Raw genomic sequence first — 25762 nt, 5'->3', positions numbered from 1 at the left:
CCCAGAGTCACCGCCGGCACAGGAACGGGCGACCGTGACGGTCGACCACGACGCGCTGCTCGCCTTCCTCACGGAGGTCTTCGCCGGCCGGGGCCTGCCCCGCGGCCGGGCCGCGGAGGCGGCGCGCGCCCTGTGCCACGGGGACCTCACCGGAATGGACTCCCACGGGGTCGCCAACCTGGCCGGGCTCTATCTCCCCCTGCTCGACGAGGGGAGGGCGGACCCCGGCGCGGAGCCCCGCGTGCTGGCCGACCTCGGCGCCGCCGTGCTGCTCGACGCCCGGCGCTCCCTCGGCCTGTGGGCCGCGTCGGAGGCGATGGACCTCGCCGCGCGGCGGGCCGGGGAGCACGGGGTGGGCCTGGTGTCGGTACGCGGGGCCACGCACCTGGGCTGCGCCGGCTACCACGCACTGCGCGCCGTCGAACGCGGCATGATCGGCGTGGTCGCGAGCAACTGCGGCCGCCAGCGCATCGCGCGGCCGCCGGGCGGGGCCGTGGCCCTGTTGGGGACCAACCCCCTCAGCGCCGCGGCCCCGGCCGGTGCGCATCCGCCGTTCCTGCTGGACATGAGCACCACGGCGGCGCCCACCGGCCGGGTCCGGCAGGCCGCCCGCGAGGGCCGGCGGCTGCCGGAGGGGGTGCTGTGCGACGACCACGGCGCCCCCGTCACCGACCCGGCGGCGTTCGACGCCGGGCGTGCGCACCTGATGTGGCTGGGCGGCGAGGCGGGGCGGTTCAAGGGCTTCGGCCTCGGCCTGCTGGTGGAGGTGCTGTCCGCGGTGGTCTCCGGCGCCGGGCGGGGCCCGGACCCCGACGCCCTGGCCGGGGACGGCGGGCCCTCCGGCCGGGACGACGACATCGGCTTCCTGATGCTGGCGATCGCCCCCGACGCGCTGCGCGAGGGGGCGCCGGCCGACGCCGAGGAGCTGTTCGGCGTGGTGACGGCGTGCCCTCCGGCCGCCCCCGGCGACCCGGTGCGCTACCCCGGCTGGCACGAGCACCGCACGGCGCGGGAGCGCCGCGCCACGGGGGTGCCGCTGGCCGCCGGCCTGTACGCCGAACTGGCGGACGTGGCCGCGCGGGCGGGGATCCCGGCGCCGGCGCTCGCGGGGGAGGGACGATGAGGGGGCCCCTGCGCGTGGGAGTGGTCGGCCTGGGGGTCATCTCCCGGTTCCACCTGGCGGCGCTGTCGTCCTCCGCCGACTGGGAGCTCGCGGCCGTGTGCGACCTGAACCCGTCGAGGGTCGCGGACCCGCCGCCGGGGGCGGCGGGCTACACCGACCACACGCGGATGCTGGCGGAGGCGGACCTGGCCGCGGTCGTGGTCACAGCCCCCAACGACGCGCACGCCCGGATCTGCGCCGACGCCCTCGCGGCCGGTGTCGCGGTGTGCGCGGAGAAGCCGCTCGCCCTGGACCTCGCGGAGGGGGAGGCCCTGGCCGCCCTGTCCCGGGACCGGGGGGTGCCGTTGACCACGGCCTTCCACCGCCGGTACAACTCCGGGTTCGCCGCGCTGCGTCACCGGATCGGGGAGCGCGCGGTGGCGGAGGTGACCGTGCGCTACCTGGAGCGGATCGAGGAGCACGCCGGGGAGGACACCTGGTACCTGGATCCGGGCCGCTGCGGCGGCGGGTGCGTGGCCGACAACGGACCCAACGCCTTCGACCTGGTGGAGACCCTGCTGGGCCGGGCCGAGGTGACCGGGGCCCGGGTGGAGTACGACGACGCGGGGGTGGACCGGAGGGCGGACGTCGCCCTGCGCGCGGGGGGAGCCCGCGCCCGGGTGCTGCTGGACTGGTCCCATCCGGGGGAGTGCAAGGACGTGGTGGTGAGAACGGCGGACGGGCAGGTGTGGGCGGCCGACCTGCTGGCCGGCCGCCCCGCCTTCAAGGAGTCCCTCTGGCACGAGTACGAGGGCATCGCCGCCGACTTCGCGCGCCGGGTGCGCGAAGGGCGGACCGACGACGGCGCGGGGGTGTCGGCGCTGCGCCTGGTCGGCGAGGCCTACCGCGCGGCGGAGCTCGGGGAGAGGGCCGCCCGGTGAATCCGCACGAGGACGGCGCCAAGCGCAACGTGGCCGCCACCCTGCTCAAGGTCCTGGTCCACCGCAGGACCGAGCGCGGCATGCGGCTGGAACCGTTCGCGAGCCGGTGCGTGCGCGCGGGAGAGGTCCACGAGCTGGTCGCCACCGACCACACCGACACCGCCGAGGGCGCCCGGATCGACCGCGTGGGGTTCCTGGGGTTCGCCGAGATCACCGCCGCCGGCGTCGTGGACCGGGGCGACGAGGTGTGGATCGGTCCGCGCCGGGTGGGCGTGGTGCTGGGGTTCGACGCCTGCCACACGCCGAACCACTACAACGTGCTCATCCACGCGGACCCGGCCCCCACGGGGCGCGAGCTGGCGCTGCGACCGGAGGAGCCGGTGGTGTTCCGGCAGGGGAGCCCCCGGACCGTGGCCGAGCTCTTCCGGACACCGTCCGCGGAAAATGTCGAAGAATGTCCGAAATAAATTTCACGCAGCATCGATGATTTTCCCGGATTGGCTTTTCCGGGGTCCCGGGCTCGGTAATATTCGAGTCGGGGGAAGGCGATTCTCGAATCGCATTCGAGTCCCCTTCTCCTTGTTATTCATTTTGTTGTTCCCAACTATTCTCTTGAAGGAGAACGGATGACGACCGCCGTCAAGGCCAACGACCGCCTCGAAGAGCGCTTCCGCCTGTGGGACCACAACGGCAACGGCGTGATCGAGCGCGCGGACTTCGAGCAGGAGGTCGAGGGCATCCTCAGCCGCTTCGGCGTCGAGGCCTCGGCCCCCGGCGCGGAGGGCCTCCGTGGCGCCTACCTCGGCCTGTTCGACCGCCTGGCGCGGTCCGCGGGCACCGAGCGGATGAGCAAGGAGGACTTCGTCCGGGCCGCCGAGAGCGAGATCGTCAGCAAGGGCGACGCCGGCTTCTCGGAGGTCCTCCAGCCGACCATCCAGGCGATCATGACCATCGCCGACACCGACGGCGACGGCCGGATCAGCCCGACCGAGCTGGAGCGGTGGTTCGACGCCATCGGCCTGAGCACCGCCCAGGCCGCCGACGCCTTCGGTGAGATCGACACCGACAACGACGGCGTCCTCACCGTCACCGAGCTGGTCGCCGCGGTGCGCGACTACCACCTCGGCAAGAACGACATCCCCCTCCTGGGCGTCTGACCCCCCTCGGGTCCCGTCCCCCTTCCGGCCCGGCCGCGCCACGGCGCGGCCGGGCTCCGGTCCCTCCCCCACACGCAGAACGGAAGAAATGAAGTCGGCACTCTCCTCCCCCGCCGCGGGCGAACGCGGCGGGGGTCGTTCGCGCATTCCCTTCTTCGACCAGTCGGACACCTTCCGAAGACTGTGGCCGGAGATCGAGGAGAACTGTGTCCGCGTCATGGACGACGGTAAGTTCTCGCACGGCTCCATGGTGGCTGAATTCGAGCGGGAAATGGAGCGCTACACCGGCGCCCGGCACGTCGTCGGCGTCAATTCGGGGACCGACGCGCTCGTCATTCTCCTGCGCGCCGCAGGACTGCGCCCCGGCGACGAGGTGATCGTCCCCGCCTACACGTTCGTCGCCACCGCCACCGCCGTCGTGCACGCCGGCGGCGTCCCCGTCTTCGCCGACATCGAGGCGCACGGGTACGGGCTCTCCCCCGACGCGGTCGCGGACGCCGTCACCCCGCGCACCCGCATGGTCATGCCGGTCCACCTCTTCGACCGGCTCGCCGACATGGAGGGCATCGGCCGGGTCGCCCGCGCCCACGGGCTGACCGTGGTGGAGGACAGCGCGGAGGCCGTCGGCATGCGCCTCCACGGCAAGCACGCGGGACTGCTCGGCGCCGGCGGCGTCCTCTCCTTCTTCCCCGCCAAGACCCTGGGGGCCGTCGGCGACGCCGGGGCCCTGCTCACCGACGACGACGCCGTCGCCGAAACCGCGCGGATGCTGCGCCACCACGGCCGGTCCGGGCGCACCCTGGCCGAGTTCCCCGGCATCTCCAACCCGACGGTCGTCGTCGGCGGCAACAGCAAGATGGACGACATCCAGGCCGCCGTCCTGCTGGCCAAGCTCACCCGCCTGGACGCCGACATCCGGCGCCGCGCCGAACTGTCGCGCCGCTACGACGGGCGGTTGCGCGGCCTGCCCGGGGTACGGACCGTCCCCGGCGACGCCGCGGCCCGGCCCGGCGAGGAGCGCGCGGTGTACGTCCACCTCGTCGAGGTGGACGACCGCGACGGCCTCGTCGCCCACCTGGACGCCGCCGGTGTCGGCACCGAGGTCTACTACCCCCGCCCGCTGCACCTGCAGCCGTGCTTCGCCCACCTGGGCCACCGGCCGGGCGACCTGCCCCGGGCCGAGGAGGTGTGCCGGTCGGCCGTCGCGCTGCCGCTGTACGCCGACCTGTCCGAGGAGCGGGTCGACCGGGTCTGCGACGAGATCGAGCGCTTCCTCGCCGGGAGGACCCGATGACCGCGGCCACCGGGCGGACCGTCCCGTTCTTCGCCCCCGACCTCTTCGACACCGAGCGCGAGGCGCTCCTCGCGGCCCTGTACGAGGTCGGCACGGACCCCGAGCAGAAGTTCATCCTCGGGCGCCGCACCGCGCGGTTCGAGGAGGCCCTGCGCGACTCCCTGGGCGCCGGCGACGTCGTGGCCTGCTCCAGCGGGACCTCGGCGCTGACCCTCGTCCTGGCCGCCATGGACATCGGGCCCGGCGACGAGGTGGTCGTCCCGGCCTTCGGCTGCGCCCCCCTGGCGAGCACCGTCCTGTCGTGCGGCGCGACCCCGGTCTTCGCCGACGTCGACCCCGTGACGCTGACCATGGACCCCGACCACGCCGAGCAGCTCCTCACCGCCAGGACCCGGGCCCTCATGCCCGCCCACATGTTCTCCGTCATGGCCGACATGCCCCGCCTGCGCGATCTGGCCTCCCGTGCGGGGGTGCGGCTCGTCGAGGACGCGGCGCTGGCCCAGGGCGGCACGCTCCGGGGCCGCCCCGCCGGCCTGTGGGGCGACGCCGGGGTGTACTCCTTCGTCCAGGTCAAGGTCTTCGGCATGCCCGGCGAGGGCGGCGTGGTCCTGTCCGCCGACGCCGGACTCGCCGACCGGGTGCGGATGCTGCGCAACCACGGCCAGGACGGCCGCCACCGGTTCCTGCACCACCGCATCGGCCACAACAGCCGGTTCGACGAGGTGATGGCCGCCTTCCAGCTGCACCGCCTGGCGGGGCTGGAGGAGCGCGTGGCCCGCCGGAACGCCATCTGCTCGTACTACTCCGAGCACCTGGCCGACCTGCGCGAGGACGGGGTCGCGGCGCCCCCCGCGGGCGGGGACGGCCGCTTCCCCTACGTCTACACGCTCCTGTGCGAGGACCGCGACGGGCTGCGGGACCACCTGGCCGCCGAAGGGATCGACACCCACGTCTACTACCCCCGCGCCCTGCCCGAGCAGCCCGCCTTCGCCCCCCACGCCCGCCCCGGCGGGCAGTGGCCCCGGGCCCGGGACGCGGCGCGCCGCAACATCTCCCTGCCCCTGTACCCGCACCTGACCGACGAACGCGTCGAGCACGTGGTCACCGCCGTGCGCGCGTTCGCCCACGGGAGGAAACCATGACCGACCGCACGACCGCGCCCGCCGCGCCGCCCGCCGCGCCGCCCGCCGCGCCCCGGCCCACCCCGGGCGCCTACGCCAGGCTCGCCAAACTCGACATCGTCGACTACTACATCGGCCTGCCGCTGGTGTTCGCCATGACGCTGCCCCTGCTGGGGGCGCGCGCCGAGACCCTCGGGTTCCTCCTGCTCGTCCTGGTGGCCGAGGTGGCGGTGGTGGCCGCCATGGTCTCCTTCGACGACGTCACCGGCTACCGTGACGGCTCGGACGCCGCCAACTACGGCTCCGACGCCGCGCGGCGCCGACTCGCCCGCAAACCCCTGGTCCACGGGACCCTCACCGAGCCCCAGGCGCTCCGCTTCGGGCGGGCGGCGACCGCCGCGAGCGTCGTCCTGTGGACCCTGGTGGTCGCGCTGGCCCCGCACCGGCCCCTGTGGGCCGTCGTCGGGGCGGCCCTGTGCCTGGTCGCGTCGGTCCAGTACTCCTGGGGGCTGAAGCTCAGCTACCGGGGCTTCCAGGAGATCTTCCTCTGCGGCCTGGGGGTGGGCTGGGTCCTGGTCCCCTACGGCCTGCTCGTCGGGCACGTCGACGGCTTCGTGATCGTCCAGGCGCTGGTGTTCGGCGGCGGCCCGATGATCTTCGGCCTGTACTCCAACACCAACGACGCCGCGGGCGACCGGGCCGCGGGCCGCGTCACCGTCGCCGCGAGGGTGTCCCCGCGCGCCAACACGGCCTTCATCGTCGCGCTCACCGCGACGGAGACCCTGCTGGTCACCGGGTCCCACCTGCTCGGGATCGCCCCCTGGTGGTTCACCGTCGCCCTGCTGCCCGTCATCGCCCTGCGGGTCGCCCAGCTCTACACCGGTTTCGTCCTCGGCGACATCCTGCGGGCGCGCCGCACGGCCATCCACACGCACCGGGCCGCGGTCGTGCTCCTCATCGGGGCCAACCTGCTCGCCCCGTTCCTGCCGGACGCCCTGTGAGCGCGCCGCTCGACGCGGCGGTGGTGGGCGCGGGGCCCGCAGGGCTCGCCACCGCGCACCTGCTGGCCGCCGCCGGACACACGGTGCGGGTCCTGGAGGCCGCCGACGCCGTGGGGGGCAGGACGCGCACACTGCGCTCCGACGGCTACCTCGTCGACACCGGCGCCGAGATGATCCCCTCGGCCGACGCCTACCCGGCGACCTGGCGGCTCGTGCGCGCCACCGGCCTGGACTCCGACCCGGAGGCGGTCCCCCTGGTGCGCGACGCCCTCGCGGTCTGGTGGAACGGGCGCGCCCGCCCCCACGCCGGACGCCCCCTGGGGCTGCTCACCGGCATGGGACTGTCCGGAAGGGCCCGTCTCGACCTCGCGCGCCTGTTGCGGCGCCTGGACCGCGCCGGGCTGGACCCCGACCGCCCCGAGAGGGCGGCGCTGGGGGAGGAGACCGTCGCCGACCTCCTGCGGAGGTACCACCCGCAGGTGCGCGACCGCCTCCTGGGTCCGCTCGCCGCGGGGTTCTTCGGCTGGCCGCCGGAACGGGCCGCCGCCGCGCCCTTCGCCGCCCACCTGGCCGCCTCCGGCAGCACCGCCACCTGGCGCACCTACCGGGACGGGATGGACACGCTGCCCCGGGCGCTGGCGGCCCGGCTGGACGTGCGCACCGGCCACCCGGTGACCGGTGTCTCGCACGCCCCCGGCGGGGTGCGCCTGGACTCCCCGAGGGGAGCGGTGACCGCGCGCGCCGTCGTCCTGGCCGTGCCCGCCCCCGTCGCCCTGCGCCTCCACCCCGGGGCGCCCCCGGCCGAGCGGGAGTACCTGGAGGCCTGCGGATACGCGCCCATGCTCCGGGTGTCCCTGCTGCTGGACGCCCCGACGGCCCCGCGCGGGGCGCGCCGCGGTTTCGCCGTCCTGGTGCCCGACGACCCCGTGCTCGCCGTGGTCACCGCGGACCACGCCAAGCACCCCGGCCGGGCGCCCAGGGGACGCGGCCTGGTGTCCCTGGTCGCCTCCCCGCAGGCGGCGCGCGACCTCATCGACGCACCCGACGACGAGGTGGGCGCGCGCCTCACCGCACGCGCCGAGCGCCTCATGCCCGGGGTGGGGAAGCGCGTGAGGAGGACCATCGTGCACCGCTTCCGGCACGGCCTGCCCCTGCCCGAACCACGGGCGCTGGCCGCCCGCCCCGCCTTCGCCGACCGGCCCCTGGCCCCCGTCGACTACGCCGGCGACTGGACCGCCCTGCGCCCGTGCAGCGAGGGGGCGGTCGCCTCGGCCTTCACGGCCGCCGAACGCACGTCGGCCCTGCTCACCACCTCCCGCGAACCGATCACGACCGAGGCGCCATGACACTCCTGAGCAAACCCCTCCACCTGGGCACCCTCTTCGACGACCTGGCGGCGCGCGGCTCCACCACCGCCGTGCGGCTGAGCAGGCCCCTGGACATCGCCCCCGAGGCGGGCACCGAACTCGACGTGCCGGCCGCCGCCGACCTGGTGCGCCGGGTCTCCGGCTGGTTCGCCGAGGCGGGGGTGCGGCCGGGCGACCGCGTCGCCATCGCCAAGCGCAACCACTGGGACTACGTGCTCCTGGCCTGCGCCGCCGCACGCCTGGGCGCCGTCCCCGCGTCGCTGTCGGCCCACCTGTCCCCCGAGACCCTGGGAATCCTCCTCCGCAGGCTGGAACCGGCGCTCCTGGTCACCGACACCGCACTGCTGGAGGCCGCCCGCGGGGCGGGGCACGACCCCTCCGCCCACGCCGCGCGCACCCTGGTGGTGGGGGGCCGCGCCGAGCGGGCCCTGTGCACGGACGACGTGCGGGGGGGCTCCGCGCCGCCGCCGCGCCGTCCGCACCTGGACGCACCGCTCGCCGTCATGCACACCTCCGGCACCACCGGGGTCCCGAAACTGGCCGTGCACTCCACACGCACCATCCTGCGCAGGCTGGCGGGCTTCGAGTCGCACCGGTGGCCGGTGCTGGGCAGCCGGCGCGACGACACGGTCGCCTCCTCCTTCTCCTACGCCCACGGACGTGCCCTGGCCTGGACGGCCGGGGTGCTGTGGATGTTCCCGGCGGCGGTCTCGCTGATCACCTCGCCCGACTGGGACGAGGCCGGTCCCGCGCTGCGCCGCCACCGGCCCACCACCCTGGAGGCCCAGCCCTCCACCCTGGTGCGCTGGCAGCGGCACGTCGACGGGAAGGGCGACGAGTTCGGGCGCGTGCGGTTGTTCGTCAGCACCTTCGACGCCGTGCACCCGTCCACCGTCCGCACCTTCCTCAACGCCAGCCGCCGGCGGGCGCCGGTGTGGATGCAGGGGTGGGGCCAGAGCGAGACGGGTCCGCTGACCTTCCGCTTCCTCACCCGCCGGTCGCTGGCCCGCAGGCAGTGGGTCGACCCCACCACCCGCAACCTGGGGCGGCCCGTCCCCGGTCGGACCCGGCTGCGCGCCGTCGACACGAGGACGCTGCGCCCCCTCCCGGCGGGCGAGCCCGGCCTGCTGTTCTGCCGCACCGACGCGCTGTGCCTCGGCTACGTCGGGGAGGAGGGGCGCTGGCGCTCCAAGCTCGTCGGCCAGTGGTGGAGCACCGGGGACATCGGCTCCGTCGACCGCACCGGCGCGGTCCGCCTGGTGGACCGGGAGGTGGACTCCCTGTCCGACGGCGGCTGCCTGGAGATCGAGGACGTCGTCGACGAACGGCTCCCCCAGGCGCTGGACTGCGTCGTGCTGGGGGTCGCCGACGGCCCGCCCGTGCCGGTCGTGGCCACGGAGGACGGCACCCTCGCCCCGGGGGTCTGGAAGGAGGCCGTCGTCGACCTGCCGACGATGGCCGAACCGGTGGTCCTCACCTGGGGCGACCTGCCGCGCACCGGTACCGGCAAGGTCCGCCGGGGCGCGCTGCGGGAGAGCCTCGGCCTGGGCCCCGACGCCCCCGGGAAGGGGAGGTGGACGTGACCGCGACGGCGATCGCCGCTCCTCCGCTGGCGGGGACCGCGGTCCTGGCCTCGGGCGACGCGGTACCGGTGCGCGTCGCGGCGGCACGCCTGCGGGCACTGGGGTGCGAGGTCGTGCGGGGACCCGCCGCGGCGAGCGCCCCCGCGGGCCGGATCGACCTGCTCACCGGTCCGGGAGGCGGCCGGGCCGGGTGCGACCTGGTGTGGTCGGCGTCCCCGGAGCCGTTGGCCGACGAGCGCGACGTCCAGGCCGCGTGCGGCCTGGCGCACCTGCACGGCCTCGCCGGGGGAGGACCGCGCTTCCTGCCCGTCGACCACGCGTCGGTGTGCGCCGGGGTGCTCGCGGCGCAGGCGGTGGCGGCGGCGGTGCTCTGCGCGCTGCGCGGGGGACCGGCGCTGCGGGCGTCGGTCTCCGTGGCCGGTGCGGCGCTCCTCGCGGTCGCCCCGTACGTCGCCGACGCCACCGCCGCGCGGGGGGCGCCGCCCGCCCCGGCGGAGGGCGAACCGCCGCCCTTCCGCTCCGCCGACGGTGTCCGGTTCGAGATCGAGACCCTCGACCCCGAGGCGTGGCTCCGGTTCTGGGAGGCCCTGGGCGCGCCCGCGCGGGCGGTCGCCACCGGATGGGCGCCCTTCCAGCGCAGGTTCGCCACCGCCGTGTGCCCGCTGCCCGCCGCGCTGTCCGCGACCCTCGCGGCGCTGCCGCTCGCCGTCGTCCGCGACACCGGCCGGGAGTGCGGGGTGGGCGTGGTCCCGCTGCGCCCCCTGTCCGAGGTCGCCGGGGAGGGCCCCGCCTCGCCGTGGCGGCTCCGCGGCGCCGGCGGGGAGCCCGGTCCGGGCCTGCCGCCGTGGCAGGCCTCCGGGACGGGGCCGCTGGCAGGGCTGCGGGTGGTCGAGGCCACCAACCGGGTCCAGGGGCCCCTGGCGGGTCTGCTGCTGACCCTCCTCGGCGCCGACACCGTGCGCGTCGAGCCGCCGGGCGGCGACCCCATGCGCGGTGTCCCGCCCCTGGCCGGAGGCCTCTCCGCCCGCTTCGCCGCCCTCAACCGGGGCAAGGACGCGGTCCGGCTGGACCTCAAGACCCCCGGTGGCCGCCGCGCGGCCGCCGACCTGGCGGCCTCCGGCCACGTCCTGCTCTACAACTGGCCGCCGGGCCGGGCCGAGCGGTTCGGGCTGGGGGCGGACGACCTCTCCGCCCGCGCCCCGGGGCTGGTCCACGTCCACGCCGACGGGTGGGCCGGCGAGGACCCCGGACCGGGGATCCCGGCCACCGACTTCCTGGTCCAGGCCGACGGCGGGATCGCGGACCTGGTGTCCGTCGGCGGAGCGCCCGCCGCCCCCTCCCTGGTCACCCTCACGGATGTGCTCGGCGGCATCATCGCGGCCGAGGCGGCCCTGGCCGGCCTGCTGCTGCGCGCCCGCACCGGGACCGGTGCGGTGGCGAGGACGGGGCTGGTCGACGCCGCGCGCCTGCTCCGGTGGGCCGGGCGCGGCACCGCCCACCTGCCCCGCCCCGGCACGCCGCCGGTGGCAGGCCCGGCCGAGGCGGCCGACGCCTTCCCGGGGGCCTTCACGACGGTCGGCGGGGCCTCCCTCCCGCGCGCCCCGTGGACGTTCGCCCCCCTGGACGGGGAGGACCTGTGACGGCCTGGACCTCTGGGGCGGGGCTGGTCCTGGCGGACCTCGTCCCCGCGGAGGAGCGCGCCCGGTGGGTCGCGGAGGGCCTGTGCCCCGGCCGGGACCTGTACTCCCTGTTCCTCGACCGGGTGCGGGAGGACCCCGCGCGCGAGGCGGTCGTGGACGGCCTCGGAAGCGTGGACCGCGCCGGGCTCGCGGCCAGGGCCGGACGGGCCGCCGCGGCCCTGGCCGCCAGGGGGTGCGGCGAGCGCGACGTCGTCGCGGTCCTGCTGCCCGACGGCAGGGACGCGATCGCGGTCGAACTCGCCGTCGCCGCGCTCGGGGCGGTCGCCCTGCCGGTCCCGTACGGGCGCTCCCGCACCGACGTGCTCTCCCTGCTGGCACGCTCCCGCGCCGCGCTCCTGGTCACCGCCCCCGCCCGCGCGGACGACGCGCCGGACACACCGGTCTGGTGCGCGGACGCCGGGACGCTGGACCCCGGCGGCCCCCTCGCGGGGGCCAGGGCGCCCGAGCCGGCGCGCCCCGACGCCGAATCGCCCGCGCGCATCCTCGTCTCCTCGGGATCCGAGGGCGAGCCGACCATGGTCGCCTACTCGCACAACGCCATGGCCGGGGGGAGGGGCAACTACGCGCGGGCCGTGCTGGGCGCCGGGCCCGTCCGCGCCCTCATCCCGGTGCCGCTGGCCTCCTCCTTCGGCTCGCTGGGCATCGTGTCCCTGGTCCGGCTCGGGGCCACCCTCGTCGTTCCGGGGCGGTTCGACCCCGTGGCCGTGCTGCGCTCGGTCGAACGGGACCGCCCCACCCACCTGATCGGCGTGCCCACCATGCTCAGGCGCACCGCGCTGGTCGGGGAGGCGGCCGACACCGGGTCGCTGCGGGCACTCGTGGCCAGCGGCGCGCCCCTGCACCGGGAGGTGCGCGACCTGTGCGAACGCCGCTTCGGCCGACCGGTCGTGAACGTCTACGGCTCCACCGACGGGGTCAACTGCCACACCGCGCACGACCCCGGGGCGTGGGAGCCGGGCATGGCCGGGCGCCCCGACCCGGCCGTCGCCGCGATCCGGGTGTGCGACCCCCGGGGACGGCCGCTGCCGCCGGGGGAGGTCGGCGAGATCCGGGCACGGGGACCGATGACGCCCCTGTGCCACGTCGCGGACCCCGCACTCGACGCCGAGCGGCGCGACCCCGGCGGATGGGTCCGCACCGGTGACGCGGGCCGCCTGGACGGCGACGGGACGCTGTGGGTCGTGGACCGCCTGCGCCGCACGGTGATCCGGGGCGGCGTCACCCTCTTCCCCGCCGAGGTGGAGCGCGCCCTGGCCGCCCACCCCGCCCTGGGCGAGGCGCAGTGCGTCCCGGTACCCGACCCCGACCTGGGCGAGCGCATGTGCGCCTGCGTCTGCCCCCTGCCGGGGGTGGACCCGCCCACGGGCGGCGAACTGCTCGCCCACCTGCGCGACGGGCACGGCGTGGACGTCCGCGCCCTGCCCGAGCACGTGCTGTTCCTCCCCGCGCTGCCGCTCGGCCCGACCGGGAAGGTGTGCACGTCCACCCTGGCCCGGATCGCGGCCGACGCGGTCCGCGACCGACCGACCGTACTCCCAGGAGGCCCACGATGACGGACACAGCCACCGCCGGACCCGGCTACGTCTTCGACAACCACAACGAGAACGCCGGTGACCAGCACCGGTTCCTGGCCGCCGCCTACGACCCGCTGACCACCGGAAGACTGGCGGAGACCGGGGTCGGACCCGGGTGGCGCTGCCTGGAGGTGGGTGCGGGCGGAGGCGGCGTCGCCCGCTGGCTGGCGGGGCGCGTCGCGCCCGGCGGCGGGGTGGTCGCCACCGACGTCAAACCCGACCACATCGCCCCGGCCGAGGGGCTGGAGGTGTGGAAGCACGACATCACCCGGGACCCCCTGCCGGAGGCGGCCTTCGACCTCGTCCACTCGCGGCTGGTGCTCCTGCACCTGCCCGAGCGGATCGAGGTCCTGAACCGCCTCGTGCGCGCGCTCAAGCCGGGCGGGGTGCTGCAGCTGGACGAGTTCGACATCACCTACGGGCCGTCGCTGCTCATGCCCGACGCCGGGGCCCGCGAGCTGTACGAGGAGTTCCTGGAGGCGAAGATCCGGCTGATGACCCGGGCCGGGGCCGACCCGGCCTGGGGGAGGAACGCCGCCGAGGCGATGCGCGGCGCCGGGCTGGTCGGCGTCGACCCCCGGCCGCACGTGGAACTGTGGGACGCCGGCTCCCCGGGGGTCCGCCTGATCCGCCACCACACCCTGCACCTGCGCGACGCGTTCGTGCGCGAGGGGATGACGGACGAGCGGCTGGCACGGGTGCGGGACCTGCTGGACGACCCGTCGTTCCGGGCCTGCTCCTGCGTGGTCTACTCCGTGCGGGGCCGCCGCCCCGCATGACCCGGGCCGCGGCGGCGGACGGCGCCGTCCGCCGCCGCGGGCCGCCCCTCCGCGCCCCGGGGCACCGGGCGCGGAAGGGCGGACACTGCTGTCCGGCGGGCGGCGCCCGCCGGACACGCCCTACCGGGGGTCCCGTCCCGGGCGGTGGGCGGCGATCGGGTTCTCCAGCGTTCCGACCAGCTGGAGGGCCCCCGCGGGGTCGTCCAGGTTCACCATCTGGCGGTTGTCGCGGAGCTGGAGCCGGTTCAGGCAGGAGAGCGCGAAACGGTCCGCGAACACGTCGTAGCGCTCGAAGCGCTCGGACAGGTGCGGGACCGACGCCTGGTAGTCGGCGACGCACTCCGCCACCGTCCGCCAGAAGTCCTCCTCCGCCAGGGTGCCCTCGTCGGCGAGGATGCCGTTGAGGAACCGCAGGAAGCAGTCGAAGACGTCGGTGAAGAGCGACAGCAGCCGCTTGTCCTCGGGGACCTCGGCGCGGATGCGCTCCACCGCCTCGGGCAGCTCCGCGTCCGCGTCCATCACCACGATCTCCTCGGCGATGTCCTTCATCAGCACCCGCTGGGGGACCCCGTCGCGCAGGATCAGGATCACGTTCTCCCCGTGGGGCATGAACACCAGGTCGTGCCCGTAGAACGCGTGCAGCAGCGGGACCAGGTAGGCGTCCAGGTAGCGGCGCAGCCACACGGCCGGGGCCAGGCCCGACTCGGCGATGAGCGCCCCGGCGAGGGAGCCGCCGTCCGCGTCGGTGTGCAGCAGCGACGCCATCGTCGCGAGCCGCTCCCCCCGGCCGAGCCTCGGCACCGGGCTCTCACGCCACAGTCCGGCGATCATCTTCAGGTACGGCGAGCCCTTGGCGGCGGCCCGCGCGTAGTGCGAGGTCCGGTAGCCCACCGCGGCGCGCTCGCGCAGCACCCCGACCCCGGTCGCGCGCAGCACCGGGTCCTGCCCGACCAGGTCGGCCAGCCAGTCGTTGATCGCCGGGGTGGCCTCCATGTACTCCGCCGACAGCCCGCGCAGGAACCCCATGTTCAGCACGGACAGGGCCGTCTTGACGTAGTGCCTCTCCGGTTCGGAGGCGTTGAAGAAGGTGCGGATGGACTGCTGGGCCCGGTACTCGTCCGGCCCGTACCCCAGGCACACCAGGTCGCGGCGGGCCAGGTCGGCGGCGAAGGTCACCGAGAGCCGGTTCCACCACTGCCACGGGTGGACCGGCACCAGGTGGTAGTCGTCCGGGTCCAGGCCCAGGCCGGCCAGCTCGGCGTGGAAGGCGGCCAGGACGCGGTCGCCGAGCTCCGAGCGCAGGAAGGAGCCGGGGTCGGTGTCGGCGGAGTGGGAGAAGGTGGTGCGCGAGCGCCGCGCGGCCACCCACACCAGGCGCACCGGGGCCGCGGCCTCGGGGGCGTAGGCCAGGTACTCGTCGGACCCGAAGCCCAGGCGCCCGTTGTTGGCGACGAAGCACGGGTGGCCCTCGGTCATCCCCGCCTCGATCGCCTGGAAACCGGAGCGCGCCAGCCCCGCGGCGTCCGGCTGCGCGCCCGCCATGCGGAAGGCGCTGCTCGCCAGGGTGCTGGTGATCTCCTCCAGGTAGACCGGCAGGACCTCCTTCCCCAGACCGAGGGTGTCGCGCAGGTCCAGCACGAGCTCCAGCGCGTCCGGGGTGTCCGTCGCCTCCGGGGAGCCGTCGCCGCCGGGGGCGCGGCGGACGATGCTGTCGGCGTCGATCCGCCAGTGGTCCAGGGCCATGACACGCGCCGTGAACCGGTACTCGGCCCCGCTGTCGCAGCGGACGGTGTACGCGCCGTCGGCGCCGCGTTCGGGGGTGAGCAGCCGTTCGTGGGAGAACTCGGCCAGGGCCTTGCGGACGAGCAGCCGGTTGGCGCGCTCCCACAGGTCCGGGGACAGGTGGGCGACGCCCTCGCGGGGGTCGGTCGGGGCCCCGTCCGGCCGAGGGGCCCGCCGTTCCCGGGCGGCGTCCGCGGGGCCGACGGGGTCCGCTGCGCGGACGCCCGGGGAGGGCTCCCCCGTGAAGGTCCCACCGGGGTGGCTGACGGTCATCTGTCGACTCCTCTCGTGGGCGCGGCCGCCGCCAGGGCGGAGCGGAACCGGTCGCGGGTACAGGTGCTCAGGTAGGCGTCCTTGCCGCTCTCCCGGAGGGAGACGGTGGACTCGACCCGGAAGCCCACCGCCTCGTTGAGCGCGTGGACGGGTCGGTTGCGCACGTCCGGCTCGACGACGACGCGCTCGGCCCCCGGGGCCGCGAAGGCCAGCTCCATGACCGTCGTGATGACGGCGCGGGTGAACCCGTGGACCGGGGTGTCGGCGGGCGCCACCAGGAAGTGCATCCCGATGTCGCCCGGCAGCACCTCGTAGTGGTGGGCCAGTTCGCTGTCCGCGGGCGAGTAGAGCTCCGCGAGGAAGACGGGCCGGCCCTTCCACACGCCGATGTAGGCCTGCTCGTGGTCGGAGGCGTGCACGGCCCGGAACTGGCGGGCCACGTCCTCCTCGTCGGCCTCGGTCATCAGCCAGAAGCGGGCCCGGGGCTCGGTCAGCCACCCGTGCAGGAGCGGTGTGTCGGCGTCCGGGTCGACGGGGCGGACAACGAACCGGCCCAGCTCGGGGTCGTCCCTGGTCAGCCCGGCCGGGAAACGGGCGGCAGGCGCGGGGCGGCTCATCGGTCGACCACCTCCAGCTCGGTGTCCGGCCCCGCGGGAGCGGAGCCCCCGTCCCGGGCCCCGGGGTCCCGCGGCGCGGGCGCGCCGAACTCCTGGAAGGCGATGGAGCGCTCCACGGCGTAGGGCTCGCGGCCCAGCATCGCGCGGAGGATGTAGGAGTTGCGGTAGGCGCCCATCCCCAGGTCGGGGGAGACGAACCCGTGGGTGTGCAGCTCGGCGTTCTGCACGAACACCGCCCCGGGCGGGGCCTGCGCGCCCGGCCCCTCCGCGTCCCCGCCGGGGCCGTGGGCGTTCGCGTCCACCCGGTAGTCGCGGCGCACCCGGAAGCGCCCGGCCGCGTCCCAGGCCAGCCGGTCGGAGACGGGCCCCAGGAAGTCCGGCCGCCGGTACCGGTAGCCCGTGGCCAGGACCAGCCCCTGCGTGTCCAGGGTGAAGTCGCGTCCCTGGTCGGTGTTGCGCAGCTCCAGGCGGTAGCCGTCCAGCTCCGCCACCCGGGAGGCCCCGGTGACCTCGGTGCCGGTCAGCAGGCGCACGGGGGGCGGGCCGAGCCTGCTCTTGACGTAGAGCAGGTCGTAGATCGCGTTGATCACCTCGGTGTCGATGCCCTTGTACAGGTTCTTCTGGGAGCTCACCAGGCGGTCGCGGGTGGCGTCCGGGAGGGAGTGGAAGTGGTCGGCGTACTCCGGGGAGGTCATCTCCAGGGTGAGCTTGGTGTACTCCAGCGGGAAGAAGCGCGGCGAGCGCGTGACCCAGTTGAGCTGGTAGCCGTGCCTGTCCACGTCCTGGAGCAGGTCGTGGAAGATCTCGGCGGCGCTCTGGCCGCTGCCGACCACCGTGATGCTCCGCTTGGACCGGAGGCCCTCCCCGGCGTGCAGGTAGTCCGAGCTGTGCACGGCGTCCCCGTCCAGGCCCCGGCAGGACTCGGGGACGTAGGGCGGGGTCCCGGTGCCGAGCACCAGGCGGCGCGCGCGGTGCAGGCCGGGCGCCCCGGTCGCGGTGTCGGTGCTGTGCAGCAGGTAGAGGGACCGCTCGGGGTCGTACTCGACGGCGTCGACCCGCTGGCCGAAGCGGACCGCGTCGCCCAGCTTGCGGGACGCCCAGCGGCAGTAGTCGTTGTACTCCGCGCGGAGGGGGTAGAAGCGCTCGCGGATGTAGAACGGGTACAGCCGCCCGGACTCCTTGAGGTAGTTGAGGAAGGAGTACGGCGAGGTGGGGTCGGCCAGGGTGACCAGGTCCGACATGAACGGGGTCTGCAGTTCGGCGTCCTCCAGCAGCATGCCGCTGTGCCAGTCGAACTCCGGCTTCTGGTCGAGGAAGAGGCCGTCCAGCTCGGCGATGGGCGCGCTCAGGCAGGCCAGGCCGAGGTTGAAGGGGCCGAGGCCGATCGCGGCGAAGTCGTGGACGCGGTCTGCGCCGTGTGCGCCGGGGCTGTGGTCGCCTGTCAACGGGTCCTCCCGGAGGTGTGCGCGGGGTCGTGCGGTGCGCCGGCCGGCGCGGTGGACGGTGCGCCGCCGGTTCTGGCCACCGCGCCGTGCTCGGCGGCGTAGTGCCGGGCGTGTCCCGCGAGCAGGTCCAGGACCTCGGCGACGTCCTCCCGCGTGCTCCGGGGGTTGAGCAGGGTGAGCTTCAGGTACGGGCGGCCGTCGACCGTGGTGCGGGCGGCGACGGCGCGGCCCGAGGCCAGCAGGGCCTCCCGCGCGTACCGGTTGGCGCCGTCGGCGGTCTCCTCGTCGACCCCGGGCAGGGCGCACCGGAACACCAGGGTGCTCAGTGCGGGCCGTGTGACCACGGTGAACCGGGGATCGGCGTCGAGCAGCGACCACCCGGCGGCGGCCAGGTCCAGGACGCTGTCGAAGAGCGCGCCCACGCCCTCGGCGCCCATCGTGCGCAGGGTCAGCCAGAGCTTGAGCGCGTCGAAGCGGCGCGTGGTCTGGAGGCTCTTGTCCACCTGGTTGGGGGCCAGGACCGGGGTGCTGCCGTCGGAGCGGGAGTTGAGGTAGTCGGCGTGGTAGGTGACGTGGCGCAGGGACCGACCCTCGCGCACCACCACTGCGCTGGAGCTGACCGGCTGGAAGAAGGACTTGTGGAAGTCCACGGTCACCGAGTCGGCGCGCTCGACGCCGCTCAGCAGGTGCCGGTGGCGCGAGACCAGCAGTCCGCAGCCGTAGGCCGCGTCGACGTGCATCCACAGTCCGTGTCGGGAGCACAGGTCGGCGATCCGGGGGAGGGGGTCGATGCTGCCGAAGTCGGTGGTCCCGGCCGTGGCGACCACCGCGACGGGGATCAGGTCCTCCCGCAGGCAGCGGCGCAGCTCGGCCGCCAGGGCGTCCGGGCGCATGCGGCGCCGGTCGTCGCAGGCCACGGTGATCACGGACTCGTAGCCCAGTCCGAGGAGCGCGGCCGACTTGGCGACGCTGAAGTGCCCGGCCTCGGACGTCAGCACGCGCATCCGCGGCAGGAGCTCGGAGAGGCGGCCCCCGTGGCGCTCGTGGGCCTCGTCGCGGGCCATGAGCAGGGCCTGGAGGTTGGACTGGCTGCCGCCGCTGGTGAAGACCCCGTCGGCGTCCTCGCCGAAGCCGATGCGCCCGGCGGTCCAGTCGATCAGCCGCTGCTCGATGAGGGTTCCGCCGGCGCTCTGGTCCCAGGTGTCGAGGGAGGAGTTCACGGCGGACAGGACGGTCTCGCCCAGCAGGGCGGGCAGGACCACGGGGCAGTTCAGGTGGCCCATGTAGCGGGGGTGGTGGAAGTAGACGGCGTCGTCGAGGTAGAGGTGCTCGAGCTCGTCCAGGGCGGCTGCAGGGTCGTCGAGCGGGCGGTCCAGGTCGACCTTGTCCATTCCGGGGCGGAGGTCCTCGGCGGTGGCCCCCGTGAACGGCCGGTCCACCCGGGCGATCCGGGCGGCGACCCGGTCCACGGCGGAACCGGCGAGGACGCGGTAGCGCTCGGCGCTGTGGGCGTCGAAGAGGTGGGCCCGGTGGTCGGTCCCCTGGACGGGCGGGGTATCGGGGGCGTCGTCGGCCCCGGCGTCCGTGGAGCCGCGTCCCCCGGTCGGCGGGTCCTGAACGGACCTCGCGAGGAAGTTCATGGGTCGTCCTCCTGAAGGCGGGCATGCCAAAGGCATCCGTTGGCCGGATGTGGGCATGAGGGGGTGAACTGCGTCGATGCGGTGCAGGGATGCGAAATCCAAGCAAGGGGAGCCTAACCTAACCAAAAGGGGCTCGCACTGTGACCATCCCTACATGCCGAGATGGTTTAACTACGGAGAGTTGCCATCGAGGGCGGCGTTCAGGGGGTTTTCGTCAGCTTTTGTAGCGGTTAGTTCGTTTCTCTGACGCGCGATGATCACAGGTGGCGGCCAACAACGGCCCGGGGCGACGGCCCTCGGCGCAAGACCCGGCGGGGGCGTGCCACCGGGGACGGATCCGCCCGCAGGGCGGGGAGGGCGCACGGCTCCGGCCGGGGGCCGAGGGGGCGCTCCCGGAAGGAGCGCTCCTGCGCTCCCGGGCCCGCGGAGGGGAGTCCTCCGCGCCGCGGGGTCTCCGGCCGGTCGGGGACAGGCCCCGGGGAGAGGCCCCGCGGCGTGCACGCCGGGTGACGGCCGGGGCGCCTGTCGGCCCGGCGTCCGCCCCGGTTCCACCGGCGGCGGGCGGTCCTCCCGCGGGAAGGCGCCCGCGGCGCTACCGCTCCGGCCCGACCCGCCGTTCGAGGTACATGACGGTGGTGTTCTCCGAGAACCCGCTGCCGCGCATGAGGGCGAGGGAGGCCGTGTTGCCCGTCTCCACGTCGGTGAGGATACGGGACGCCCCGAGGGCCTCCAGCCCCGCGCAGCACTCACGGACCAGGCGTCCGGCGATCCCGTGGCCCCGGAGGCCGGGGTCCACGGCGATCCACTCCATGTAGCCCCAGTCGTCGCGGTGCTCGAAGCCCATCGAGCCGAGGACGAACCCGACGACCCGCGTGCCGCTCAGCGCCACCCGGCAGGAGGAGCGGGGGCTGTCCAGGTGGCCGGCGGCCGCCGTGAGCGACCAGGAGGTGTACGGCAGGGCGCTCGTCTCGTACACCCGGTGTCCCAGGTCGAGGACCGCGGGAAGGTGCTCCACCGCCATGGGTCCGATGTCCACCCCGGATCCCCGGGGGTCCGGCGCCGGCGCGCCCTCCTGCTGTTCCACTGGCCTTCCACCCTCCGCCGTCGGACACGGGCGCGTCCCACGCGGTCGCGGTGCGCCCGGGGCTTCGCGGCCGGGGCAGGAGCGCCCCTCGCCGCGGGGACACCGCAGGTGGTCCCGCCCCCGCAGATTATGCCGGACTCCGGAGCCCCGGACGGGGACGCGCACCGTGCCGGGGCGCGGTGCCGCCCCGGCACGGTGCGGGGAAAGGGGAGGACGCTACCCGGGAGGCCCCGGGCCGGCGGCCGAGGAGCGCGGCCGGCACGGGCGTCGGCGCGTCCTGCCGTCGGGGCCCGTCGCCGGACGGGCCCCTGCGGATCAGCGGATGTTGATGTCGGTGCAGGCGTAGAAGGCGTTGCCGGTGTCGGCGATGTTCCAGCGGGCCAGGAGCTTGTGCCGCCCGTTGTACCCGGACAGGTCGACGTTGTGGCTCACCGTCGACCCGGGGCGGGCGCCGTTGTCGTTGAACACGGCGATCCTCTGGTTCCCGATGAAGTACTCCCAGGTGCTGGTGGCGTGCGACACCGTCAGGGTCCAGGTGAAGGTCTGGGAACGGCCCACGTCGGTGACCCGCCAGCCGCGGCTGTCGTCGTTGAGCTCGGAGAACCGCCCGACGCCGCCGTCGCAGCGCATCAGGCCCTTGGGGCCTTCGACGCTCTGCGGCTCCCACTGGATGGAGCCGCACTGCACGATGCCCGCGGCGCACTGGGCCTGGCGGCTCATGGGGTTGGAGACGTAGCCGTGCGCGGACGCGACGCCGGCGGGCATGAGGGTGAAGAAGAGGGCGGTTGCGGCCGCCACGGCGGTCGCGGCGCGGAGTCGGCGGGGGGACGAGCGGGGCTTCATGCGCGGAGCCTTTCCTCGATGACCAGGGAGCGGAGGACCCGGGTCGGGGGGTGAGGCGAAGGTAGGTGGATCGTGACCCTCGGTCAAGGGCCGAGGTGGTCGCGGCGCCGGGCCGTCCCCGTACCGGGCGGGGTACCACCCGGGGGCGGCGGGGTCCCGGCCCGGTCGGCCGGCCTCCGGCGCGTTCCCGGTGATCAGCGAGGGGATCGGTCTCCGGCGGCGCCGGTCCGGTCACGTCGGGAGTGGACCACTCCCGCCATGACCACCGGACCACGGCGGGGGCTACATTCTCCTTACCCCGGGGTCAACGGCCGTTTCCCGGGACCCGGTCCCGGCCCTCCCGCGGCCCCGCGACGACGCGGCGGTGCACCGCGCGGTCCCGGTGCGCACAGAACCGGTCCACCGGGCAACGCGGTGGGCCGGCTCATCGTCTCGGAAGGTTGGGGGAGGTCTCACGTGGTTGTGCCGTGTTGTGCGGCGAAGTCGTAGACGTCGCCTGCGCGGTAGTAGCGCCATCCGTTGGTGGGGTCGGGGAACCAGTCCACGATGCCTTCCAGGCGCCCGGTGCGTGACCCGGCGGAAACCCTCGGGAAGGCGCTCTCCCGGACACCTCCCGGCGCGGCGGCCCCGGGGAACGCCGAAGGCCAGAGCCGAAGCTCTGGCCTAGGGTGATGCTGGTGGGCGATACAGGACTCGAACCTGTGACCTCTACCGTGTCGAGGTAGCGCTCTAACCAACTGAGCTAATCGCCCGCGTGAAGCGGTGTGAGGTGGAGACGGGATTCGAACCCGTGTAGACGGCTTTGCAGGCCGCTGCCTCGCCTCTCGGCCACTCCACCGAGTCACACGGAAGCGCCTGGGCGCCTTCGCGTCTCCTCCGAGCGGACGACGGGATTCGAACCCGCGACCCTCACCTTGGCAAGGTGATGCTCTACCAGCTGAGCCACGTCCGCTTGCTGCCTGGCCGGTGTCCGCGTCCTCCGCGGCCCCGCCGTGCTGCTGATAAGAACTTTAGCGGAAAGTCGTCAGACGGCAAATCGACGCAGGGAGGACCGGGTCCGCCACCGGCTCCGGCTCCGGCGCCGACCCGTGCGGGGCGGCTCCGGGACCCCCGCGCGGAACGGCCGGAGCGGTGGCTCCCGCCCCAGGGCGCCCGGGTGGACAATGGGGGCGCGCTGGTGCGACGACCGGGAGGCGGCATGGGCAGGAACGGCGACATCCGCGGCGACGCCCACCGGGGCGGGGCCCCGGGCACACACGGGACGTCCGAGGACGGGCGGACGCACGGAACACACGCGGACCACGGGTCCCACCTCTCGTGGGCCCGTGCGCGCGCGGAGGCCGTGGCGCTGGGCGGGCTGCGGGGCGCGGAGCCGCGCGAGACCCCGCTGGAGCGGTCGCTGGGCGGGGTCCTCGGCGCGGACGTGCGGGCCCTGGTGGGACTGCCCGCCTTCGACGCCTCCGCCATGGACGGCTTCGCGGTGGCGGGGCCGGGTCCCTGGCGGCTGGTCGGCAGGCGGCTCGCGGGCGCCCCCGCGGACGGCGCCGGCCTGCGTCCCGGTGAGGCGGTCGAGATCGCCACGGGGGCGAGGGTCCCCAAGGGCTCCGAGAGCGTCCTGCCGTACGAGCGATCGGTGGTCCGCGGCGGTGTGGTGGAGGGCCGGGTGGAGCGCGGCCGCCACGTGCGGTGGGCGGGCGAGGAGACCGCGCCCGGTGAGACCGTTCTCACGAGGGGGACGGTGATCGGACCCGCGGCGCTCGGGCTGGCCGCGAGCCTGGGGCACGCGACCCTGCCCGTGGCGCGCCCGAGGGTGGCGGCCCTCGTGACGGGGGACGAGGTCGCCACGGAGGGCCTGCCCGGGGACGGGAGGGTGCGCGACGCCATCGGGCCGCTGCTGCCGGGGGTCGTCGACTGGGCCGGGGGCGCTCTCGTGTCCGTGCGCCACCTCGGCGACGACCGGTCGGCGCTCAGGGAGGCGGCGCAGGGCGCCGACGCCGACGTCGTCGCCGTGTGCGGCTCGTCCTCCCGGGGCCCGGCCGACCACTTCCGCGCGGTCCTGGACGACCTCGGGGCCACCGTCGTGGTGGACGGGGTCGCCTGCCGCCCCGGCCACCCGCAGCTGCTGGCGTACACGGACGGCGCCGTCTTCGTGGGGCTGCCCGGAAACCCGGGGGCGGCGCTGGTCGCCGCGGTGACGCTGCTCGCGCCCCTGCTGCGGGCCATGGCGGGTGCGGCCGAACCCCGGGGGAGCCTGCCCGCGGCCGTCCTGGACGGCGGGGTCGAGTCCCACCCGGTGGACACCAGGCTGGTCGCCGTGCGCCTGGTCGGCGGCCGGGCCGTGCCCGTCGGCCACGACCGCCCCGGCAGCCTCCGGGGCGCGGCCCTGGCCGACGCCTACGCGGTGGTGCCCCCGGCCTGGGACGGCACCGAGGTGGAACTGGTCGGCCTCCCCTGAGGCGGAGGCGTCCGGCCGTCGCCGACACGGGCCCCTGCCCGTCGGCGCCCGACACGCGCGTGGCCCCGGAGGGCATCCTCCGGGGCCACGGGGTCCCACTTCTCCCACCGGCCGTCCGGTGGTCCGTCCGGGGACGGCGGTGCCGGCGGGAGCCCGGCTCCATCGGCCGCCGGACCGCCGCGGGCCGGGGCGGTCCCGCCGCGCCCCGCTACCGCGCGCCCCGGTCCGGGGCGCCTGCCGCGGACCCCGCGGCCGACGTGCTCCCGTCCGGACCGGCCCCGTCCGGGGCGTCCGCGAGGACCTCGGTACCGGCGGGGCCCACCGCGACCGCGTCCGCGCCGCCCCCGTCCTCCGGGGCGGAGGACGGGGCCTCGACGGTCGGGTTGCCCACTCCCCGCAGCAGCACCCAGACCTGGGTGGCGGCGGCCAGGACGATCACCACGGCGATGACGCTGGTCAGGTGCATCCCGTCGGTGAACGCGGACCGGGCCGCGCCCATGAGGGCGTCGCCGGCGCCGCCGCCCAGGTCGGCGGCGGCGTTCGCGGCGCCGCCCAGGGTCTCCCTGGCCGCGTCGACGGCCTCCGCCGGAACGCCCTCCACACCGGTCAGCTGCGACCGGTAGGAGGCGGTCAGCACGCTGCCCAGCACGGCGACGCCCAGGGCCGCCCCGAGTTCGTAGGCGGTCTCGGAGATCGCCGAGGCCGCGCCCGCGCGCTGGGGCGGGGCCGCGGACATGATCGCGCCGTTGGTCAGCGTCTCGGCGAAGCCCGCGCCGGTGGAGATGAGCGAGAAGCCGAGCGCCACGGTCACCACGCCCGTGGTCACGCCGCTCTCCGGGGCCAGGACCAGGACGGCGAACCCGGACGCGGTCGTCAGCAGGGACCCGCCGATCACCGCGGCCAGGCTCAGGTGCCGCGACAGGCGTACCGCCACCAGGCCCGCGAGGACCGACAGGACGAGACCGGGGACCAGCACGAGGCCGGCCCGCATGGGCGAGATGCCGAGGACCAGCTGGAGGTACTGCGTCAGGAAGAACAGCGACGACACCAGCGAGAACACGATCATCAGGTTCGTGGCGACGGCCACGCTGAACACGCGGTAGCGGAACAGGCCCACGTCGATGAGCGGGTCGCGGAGCTGCCGCTGGCGGCGCACGAACAGGTAGCCCAGGCCGAGGCCGACGGCCAGGGAGGCGATCGGCACGACGCCGAACCCCTCGGTGGCCAGCTTCTTGATCCCGTACACGGCGGGCAGCATCGCGGCCATGGACAGGACCGCGCTCAGGAGGTCCAGCCGCCCCGCCTCCGGGTTGCGCGACTCGCGGACCAGCAGCGGCACCAGGACCAGGATCAGCACCATGACGGGCAGGTTGATCAGGAAGACCGAACCCCAGGAGAAGTGCTCCAGGAGCCAGCCGCCCAGGATCGGGCCGAGCGCCGCGCCGCCGGAGAACCCGGAGGCCCAGATGGCGATGGCGAGCAGCCGCTGGCGCGCGTCGAGGAAGATGTTGCGCAGCAGGGACAGCGTGGACGGCATCAGCGAGGCGCCCGCCAGGCCGAGCAGGGCGCGGGCGAGGACCAGGGTCTGCGCCGTGGGCGAGAACGCGGCGATCAGCGAGGCGGCGCCGAACGCCGCCGAGCCGATCATGAGCAGGCGCCTGCGGCCGATCCGGTCGCCGAGCGAGCCCATGGTGATGAGCAGGCCGGCCAGGACGAAGCCGTACACGTCGACGATCCACAGCAGCTGGCCCGCGGTGGGCCGCAGATCCTCGCTCAGCGCGGGGACGGCGAATCCGAGCACGGTCGAGTCGACCGAGATCAGGATCACGGGCAGGACCAGGACGGCGAGGGCGGCCCACTCCCGCGGCCCGGCGAGGGCCGGGGTCGCTCGGTCGCGTCCGTGCGCGTCGGTGGGGCCGTTCCCGGCCTTGGCGGAGCTCATCTTTCCTCGTTACGTGTTGCTGGTTGCGCGGCACCCCGACCGGGGGCGCGGTGGAGGCCCGA

Annotated in this window: 20 protein-coding genes and 3 tRNA genes; 13 read left to right on the top strand and 10 right to left on the bottom strand. The window is 75.4% G+C overall.

Annotated elements, in window-relative coordinates:
* The first annotated feature begins 34 nt into the window (after positions 1-34).
* From ACFQBR_RS11870 to ACFQBR_RS11815, 12 genes are all read left to right on the top strand, one after another.
* On the top strand, positions 35-1123 hold the full coding sequence (locus ACFQBR_RS11870; protein ID WP_344183150.1) for an Ldh family oxidoreductase: 1089 nt from the start codon (positions 35-37) through the stop codon (positions 1121-1123).
* The gene (locus ACFQBR_RS11865) at positions 1120-2043 is read left to right on the top strand and encodes a Gfo/Idh/MocA family protein (RefSeq protein WP_344183148.1); all 924 of its coding nucleotides are present in this window, start codon (positions 1120-1122) and stop codon (positions 2041-2043) included. The genes ACFQBR_RS11870 and ACFQBR_RS11865 overlap by 4 nt, the downstream gene beginning before the upstream one ends.
* Positions 2040-2510: a DUF6917 domain-containing protein gene (locus ACFQBR_RS11860; RefSeq protein ID WP_344183146.1), complete on the top strand. Its 471-nt coding sequence runs from the start codon at positions 2040-2042 to the stop codon at positions 2508-2510. Before ACFQBR_RS11865 ends, ACFQBR_RS11860 begins: the two co-directional genes overlap by 4 nt.
* A gap of 159 nt (positions 2511-2669) precedes the next feature.
* Positions 2670-3200: an EF-hand domain-containing protein gene (locus tag ACFQBR_RS11855; protein WP_344183145.1), complete on the top strand. Its 531-nt coding sequence runs from the start codon at positions 2670-2672 to the stop codon at positions 3198-3200.
* Positions 3201-3288: 88 nt separating this feature from the next.
* Entirely contained in the window at positions 3289-4494 is a 1206-nt protein-coding gene (locus ACFQBR_RS11850; RefSeq protein WP_344183143.1) for a DegT/DnrJ/EryC1/StrS family aminotransferase, read from the top strand.
* Positions 4491-5636, top strand: coding sequence for a DegT/DnrJ/EryC1/StrS family aminotransferase (locus ACFQBR_RS11845; protein ID WP_267948714.1), 1146 nt, complete (start codon positions 4491-4493; stop codon positions 5634-5636). The genes ACFQBR_RS11850 and ACFQBR_RS11845 overlap by 4 nt, the downstream gene beginning before the upstream one ends.
* Positions 5633-6616: a UbiA family prenyltransferase gene (locus ACFQBR_RS11840; RefSeq protein ID WP_344183141.1), complete on the top strand. Its 984-nt coding sequence runs from the start codon at positions 5633-5635 to the stop codon at positions 6614-6616. The genes ACFQBR_RS11845 and ACFQBR_RS11840 overlap by 4 nt, the downstream gene beginning before the upstream one ends.
* Complete coding sequence (locus tag ACFQBR_RS11835; RefSeq protein WP_344183139.1) at positions 6613-7962, top strand: protoporphyrinogen/coproporphyrinogen oxidase; 1350 nt, start codon at positions 6613-6615, stop codon at positions 7960-7962. Before ACFQBR_RS11840 ends, ACFQBR_RS11835 begins: the two co-directional genes overlap by 4 nt.
* Positions 7959-9566: a class I adenylate-forming enzyme family protein gene (locus tag ACFQBR_RS11830; RefSeq protein WP_344183137.1), complete on the top strand. Its 1608-nt coding sequence runs from the start codon at positions 7959-7961 to the stop codon at positions 9564-9566. Before ACFQBR_RS11835 ends, ACFQBR_RS11830 begins: the two co-directional genes overlap by 4 nt.
* On the top strand, positions 9563-11206 hold the full coding sequence (locus tag ACFQBR_RS11825) for a CoA transferase (protein ID WP_378553217.1): 1644 nt from the start codon (positions 9563-9565) through the stop codon (positions 11204-11206). Before ACFQBR_RS11830 ends, ACFQBR_RS11825 begins: the two co-directional genes overlap by 4 nt.
* Positions 11203-12819 (top strand): class I adenylate-forming enzyme family protein, encoded by a 1617-nt coding sequence (locus ACFQBR_RS11820; protein WP_344183133.1) that lies wholly within the window; start codon positions 11203-11205, stop codon positions 12817-12819. The genes ACFQBR_RS11825 and ACFQBR_RS11820 overlap by 4 nt, the downstream gene beginning before the upstream one ends.
* Entirely contained in the window at positions 12816-13619 is an 804-nt protein-coding gene (locus tag ACFQBR_RS11815) for a methyltransferase domain-containing protein (RefSeq protein ID WP_267948720.1), read from the top strand. Before ACFQBR_RS11820 ends, ACFQBR_RS11815 begins: the two co-directional genes overlap by 4 nt.
* 120 nt (positions 13620-13739) lie before the next feature.
* Here ACFQBR_RS11815 and ACFQBR_RS11810 read toward each other — a convergent pair whose 3' ends face one another.
* From ACFQBR_RS11810 to ACFQBR_RS11770, 9 genes are all read right to left on the bottom strand, one after another.
* Complete coding sequence (locus tag ACFQBR_RS11810) at positions 13740-15674, bottom strand: IucA/IucC family protein (RefSeq protein WP_344184345.1); 1935 nt, start codon at positions 15672-15674, stop codon at positions 13740-13742.
* Positions 15671-16291, bottom strand: a complete 621-nt coding sequence (locus ACFQBR_RS11805) for a GNAT family N-acetyltransferase (protein WP_344184346.1) — start codon at positions 16289-16291, stop codon at positions 15671-15673. The genes ACFQBR_RS11810 and ACFQBR_RS11805 overlap by 4 nt, the downstream gene beginning before the upstream one ends.
* Entirely contained in the window at positions 16288-17736 is a 1449-nt protein-coding gene (locus tag ACFQBR_RS11800) for a lysine N(6)-hydroxylase/L-ornithine N(5)-oxygenase family protein (protein WP_344184347.1), read from the bottom strand. The genes ACFQBR_RS11805 and ACFQBR_RS11800 overlap by 4 nt, the downstream gene beginning before the upstream one ends.
* Positions 17733-19376, bottom strand: a complete 1644-nt coding sequence (locus tag ACFQBR_RS11795) for a pyridoxal phosphate-dependent decarboxylase family protein (protein ID WP_344184348.1) — start codon at positions 19374-19376, stop codon at positions 17733-17735. Before ACFQBR_RS11795 ends, ACFQBR_RS11800 begins: the two co-directional genes overlap by 4 nt.
* A 592-nt stretch (positions 19377-19968) precedes the next feature.
* On the bottom strand, positions 19969-20412 hold the full coding sequence (locus ACFQBR_RS11790; protein ID WP_267948725.1) for a GNAT family N-acetyltransferase: 444 nt from the start codon (positions 20410-20412) through the stop codon (positions 19969-19971).
* Positions 20413-20775: 363 nt separating this feature from the next.
* Entirely contained in the window at positions 20776-21303 is a 528-nt protein-coding gene (locus ACFQBR_RS11785; protein WP_267948726.1) for a lytic polysaccharide monooxygenase auxiliary activity family 9 protein, read from the bottom strand.
* A gap of 675 nt (positions 21304-21978) precedes the next feature.
* Positions 21979-22055, bottom strand: a tRNA-Val gene (locus ACFQBR_RS11780).
* A 15-nt stretch (positions 22056-22070) separates the two neighbouring features.
* Positions 22071-22141: transfer RNA gene (locus ACFQBR_RS11775), tRNA-Cys, on the bottom strand.
* A 41-nt stretch (positions 22142-22182) separates the two neighbouring features.
* A tRNA-Gly gene (locus ACFQBR_RS11770) sits at positions 22183-22255 on the bottom strand.
* 246 nt (positions 22256-22501) lie between these two features.
* Here ACFQBR_RS11770 and ACFQBR_RS11765 point away from each other — a divergent pair.
* Entirely contained in the window at positions 22502-23758 is a 1257-nt protein-coding gene (locus tag ACFQBR_RS11765) for a molybdopterin molybdotransferase MoeA (protein ID WP_344184349.1), read from the top strand.
* A 208-nt stretch (positions 23759-23966) separates the two neighbouring features.
* On the opposite strand, the gene ACFQBR_RS11760 is transcribed toward ACFQBR_RS11765, so the two are convergent.
* Entirely contained in the window at positions 23967-25700 is a 1734-nt protein-coding gene (locus tag ACFQBR_RS11760; RefSeq protein ID WP_344184350.1) for an MFS transporter, read from the bottom strand.
* Positions 25701-25762: the final 62 nt, after the last annotated feature.

It is taken from the genome of Nocardiopsis tropica (genome assembly GCF_042660575.1).
Taxonomy (GTDB): domain Bacteria; phylum Actinomycetota; class Actinomycetes; order Streptosporangiales; family Streptosporangiaceae; genus Nocardiopsis; species Nocardiopsis tropica.
Note: the sequence above shows the minus strand (reverse complement) of the source record. Positions and strands in the feature narration are given on the sequence as shown.

What these genes read in the sequence shown, in the direction of transcription:
- ACFQBR_RS11865 (WP_344183148.1), top strand. Translation starts at nt 1,120, where the DNA reads ATGAGGGGGCCCCTGCGCGTGGGAGTGGTCGGCCTGGGGGTCATCTCC.
- ACFQBR_RS11855 (WP_344183145.1), top strand. Translation starts at nt 2,670, where the DNA reads ATGACGACCGCCGTCAAGGCCAACGACCGCCTCGAAGAGCGCTTCCGC.
- ACFQBR_RS11850 (WP_344183143.1), top strand. Translation starts at nt 3,289, where the DNA reads ATGAAGTCGGCACTCTCCTCCCCCGCCGCGGGCGAACGCGGCGGGGGT.
- ACFQBR_RS11845 (WP_267948714.1), top strand. Translation starts at nt 4,491, where the DNA reads ATGACCGCGGCCACCGGGCGGACCGTCCCGTTCTTCGCCCCCGACCTC.
- ACFQBR_RS11840 (WP_344183141.1), top strand. Translation starts at nt 5,633, where the DNA reads ATGACCGACCGCACGACCGCGCCCGCCGCGCCGCCCGCCGCGCCGCCC.
- ACFQBR_RS11830 (WP_344183137.1), top strand. Translation starts at nt 7,959, where the DNA reads ATGACACTCCTGAGCAAACCCCTCCACCTGGGCACCCTCTTCGACGAC.
- ACFQBR_RS11815 (WP_267948720.1), top strand. Translation starts at nt 12,816, where the DNA reads ATGACGGACACAGCCACCGCCGGACCCGGCTACGTCTTCGACAACCAC.
- ACFQBR_RS11810 (WP_344184345.1), bottom strand. Translation starts at nt 15,674, where the DNA reads ATGACCGTCAGCCACCCCGGTGGGACCTTCACGGGGGAGCCCTCCCCG.
- ACFQBR_RS11805 (WP_344184346.1), bottom strand. Translation starts at nt 16,291, where the DNA reads ATGAGCCGCCCCGCGCCTGCCGCCCGTTTCCCGGCCGGGCTGACCAGG.
- ACFQBR_RS11795 (WP_344184348.1), bottom strand. Translation starts at nt 19,376, where the DNA reads ATGAACTTCCTCGCGAGGTCCGTTCAGGACCCGCCGACCGGGGGACGC.
- ACFQBR_RS11785 (WP_267948726.1), bottom strand. Translation starts at nt 21,303, where the DNA reads ATGAAGCCCCGCTCGTCCCCCCGCCGACTCCGCGCCGCGACCGCCGTG.
- ACFQBR_RS11765 (WP_344184349.1), top strand. Translation starts at nt 22,502, where the DNA reads ATGGGCAGGAACGGCGACATCCGCGGCGACGCCCACCGGGGCGGGGCC.
- ACFQBR_RS11760 (WP_344184350.1), bottom strand. Translation starts at nt 25,700, where the DNA reads ATGAGCTCCGCCAAGGCCGGGAACGGCCCCACCGACGCGCACGGACGC.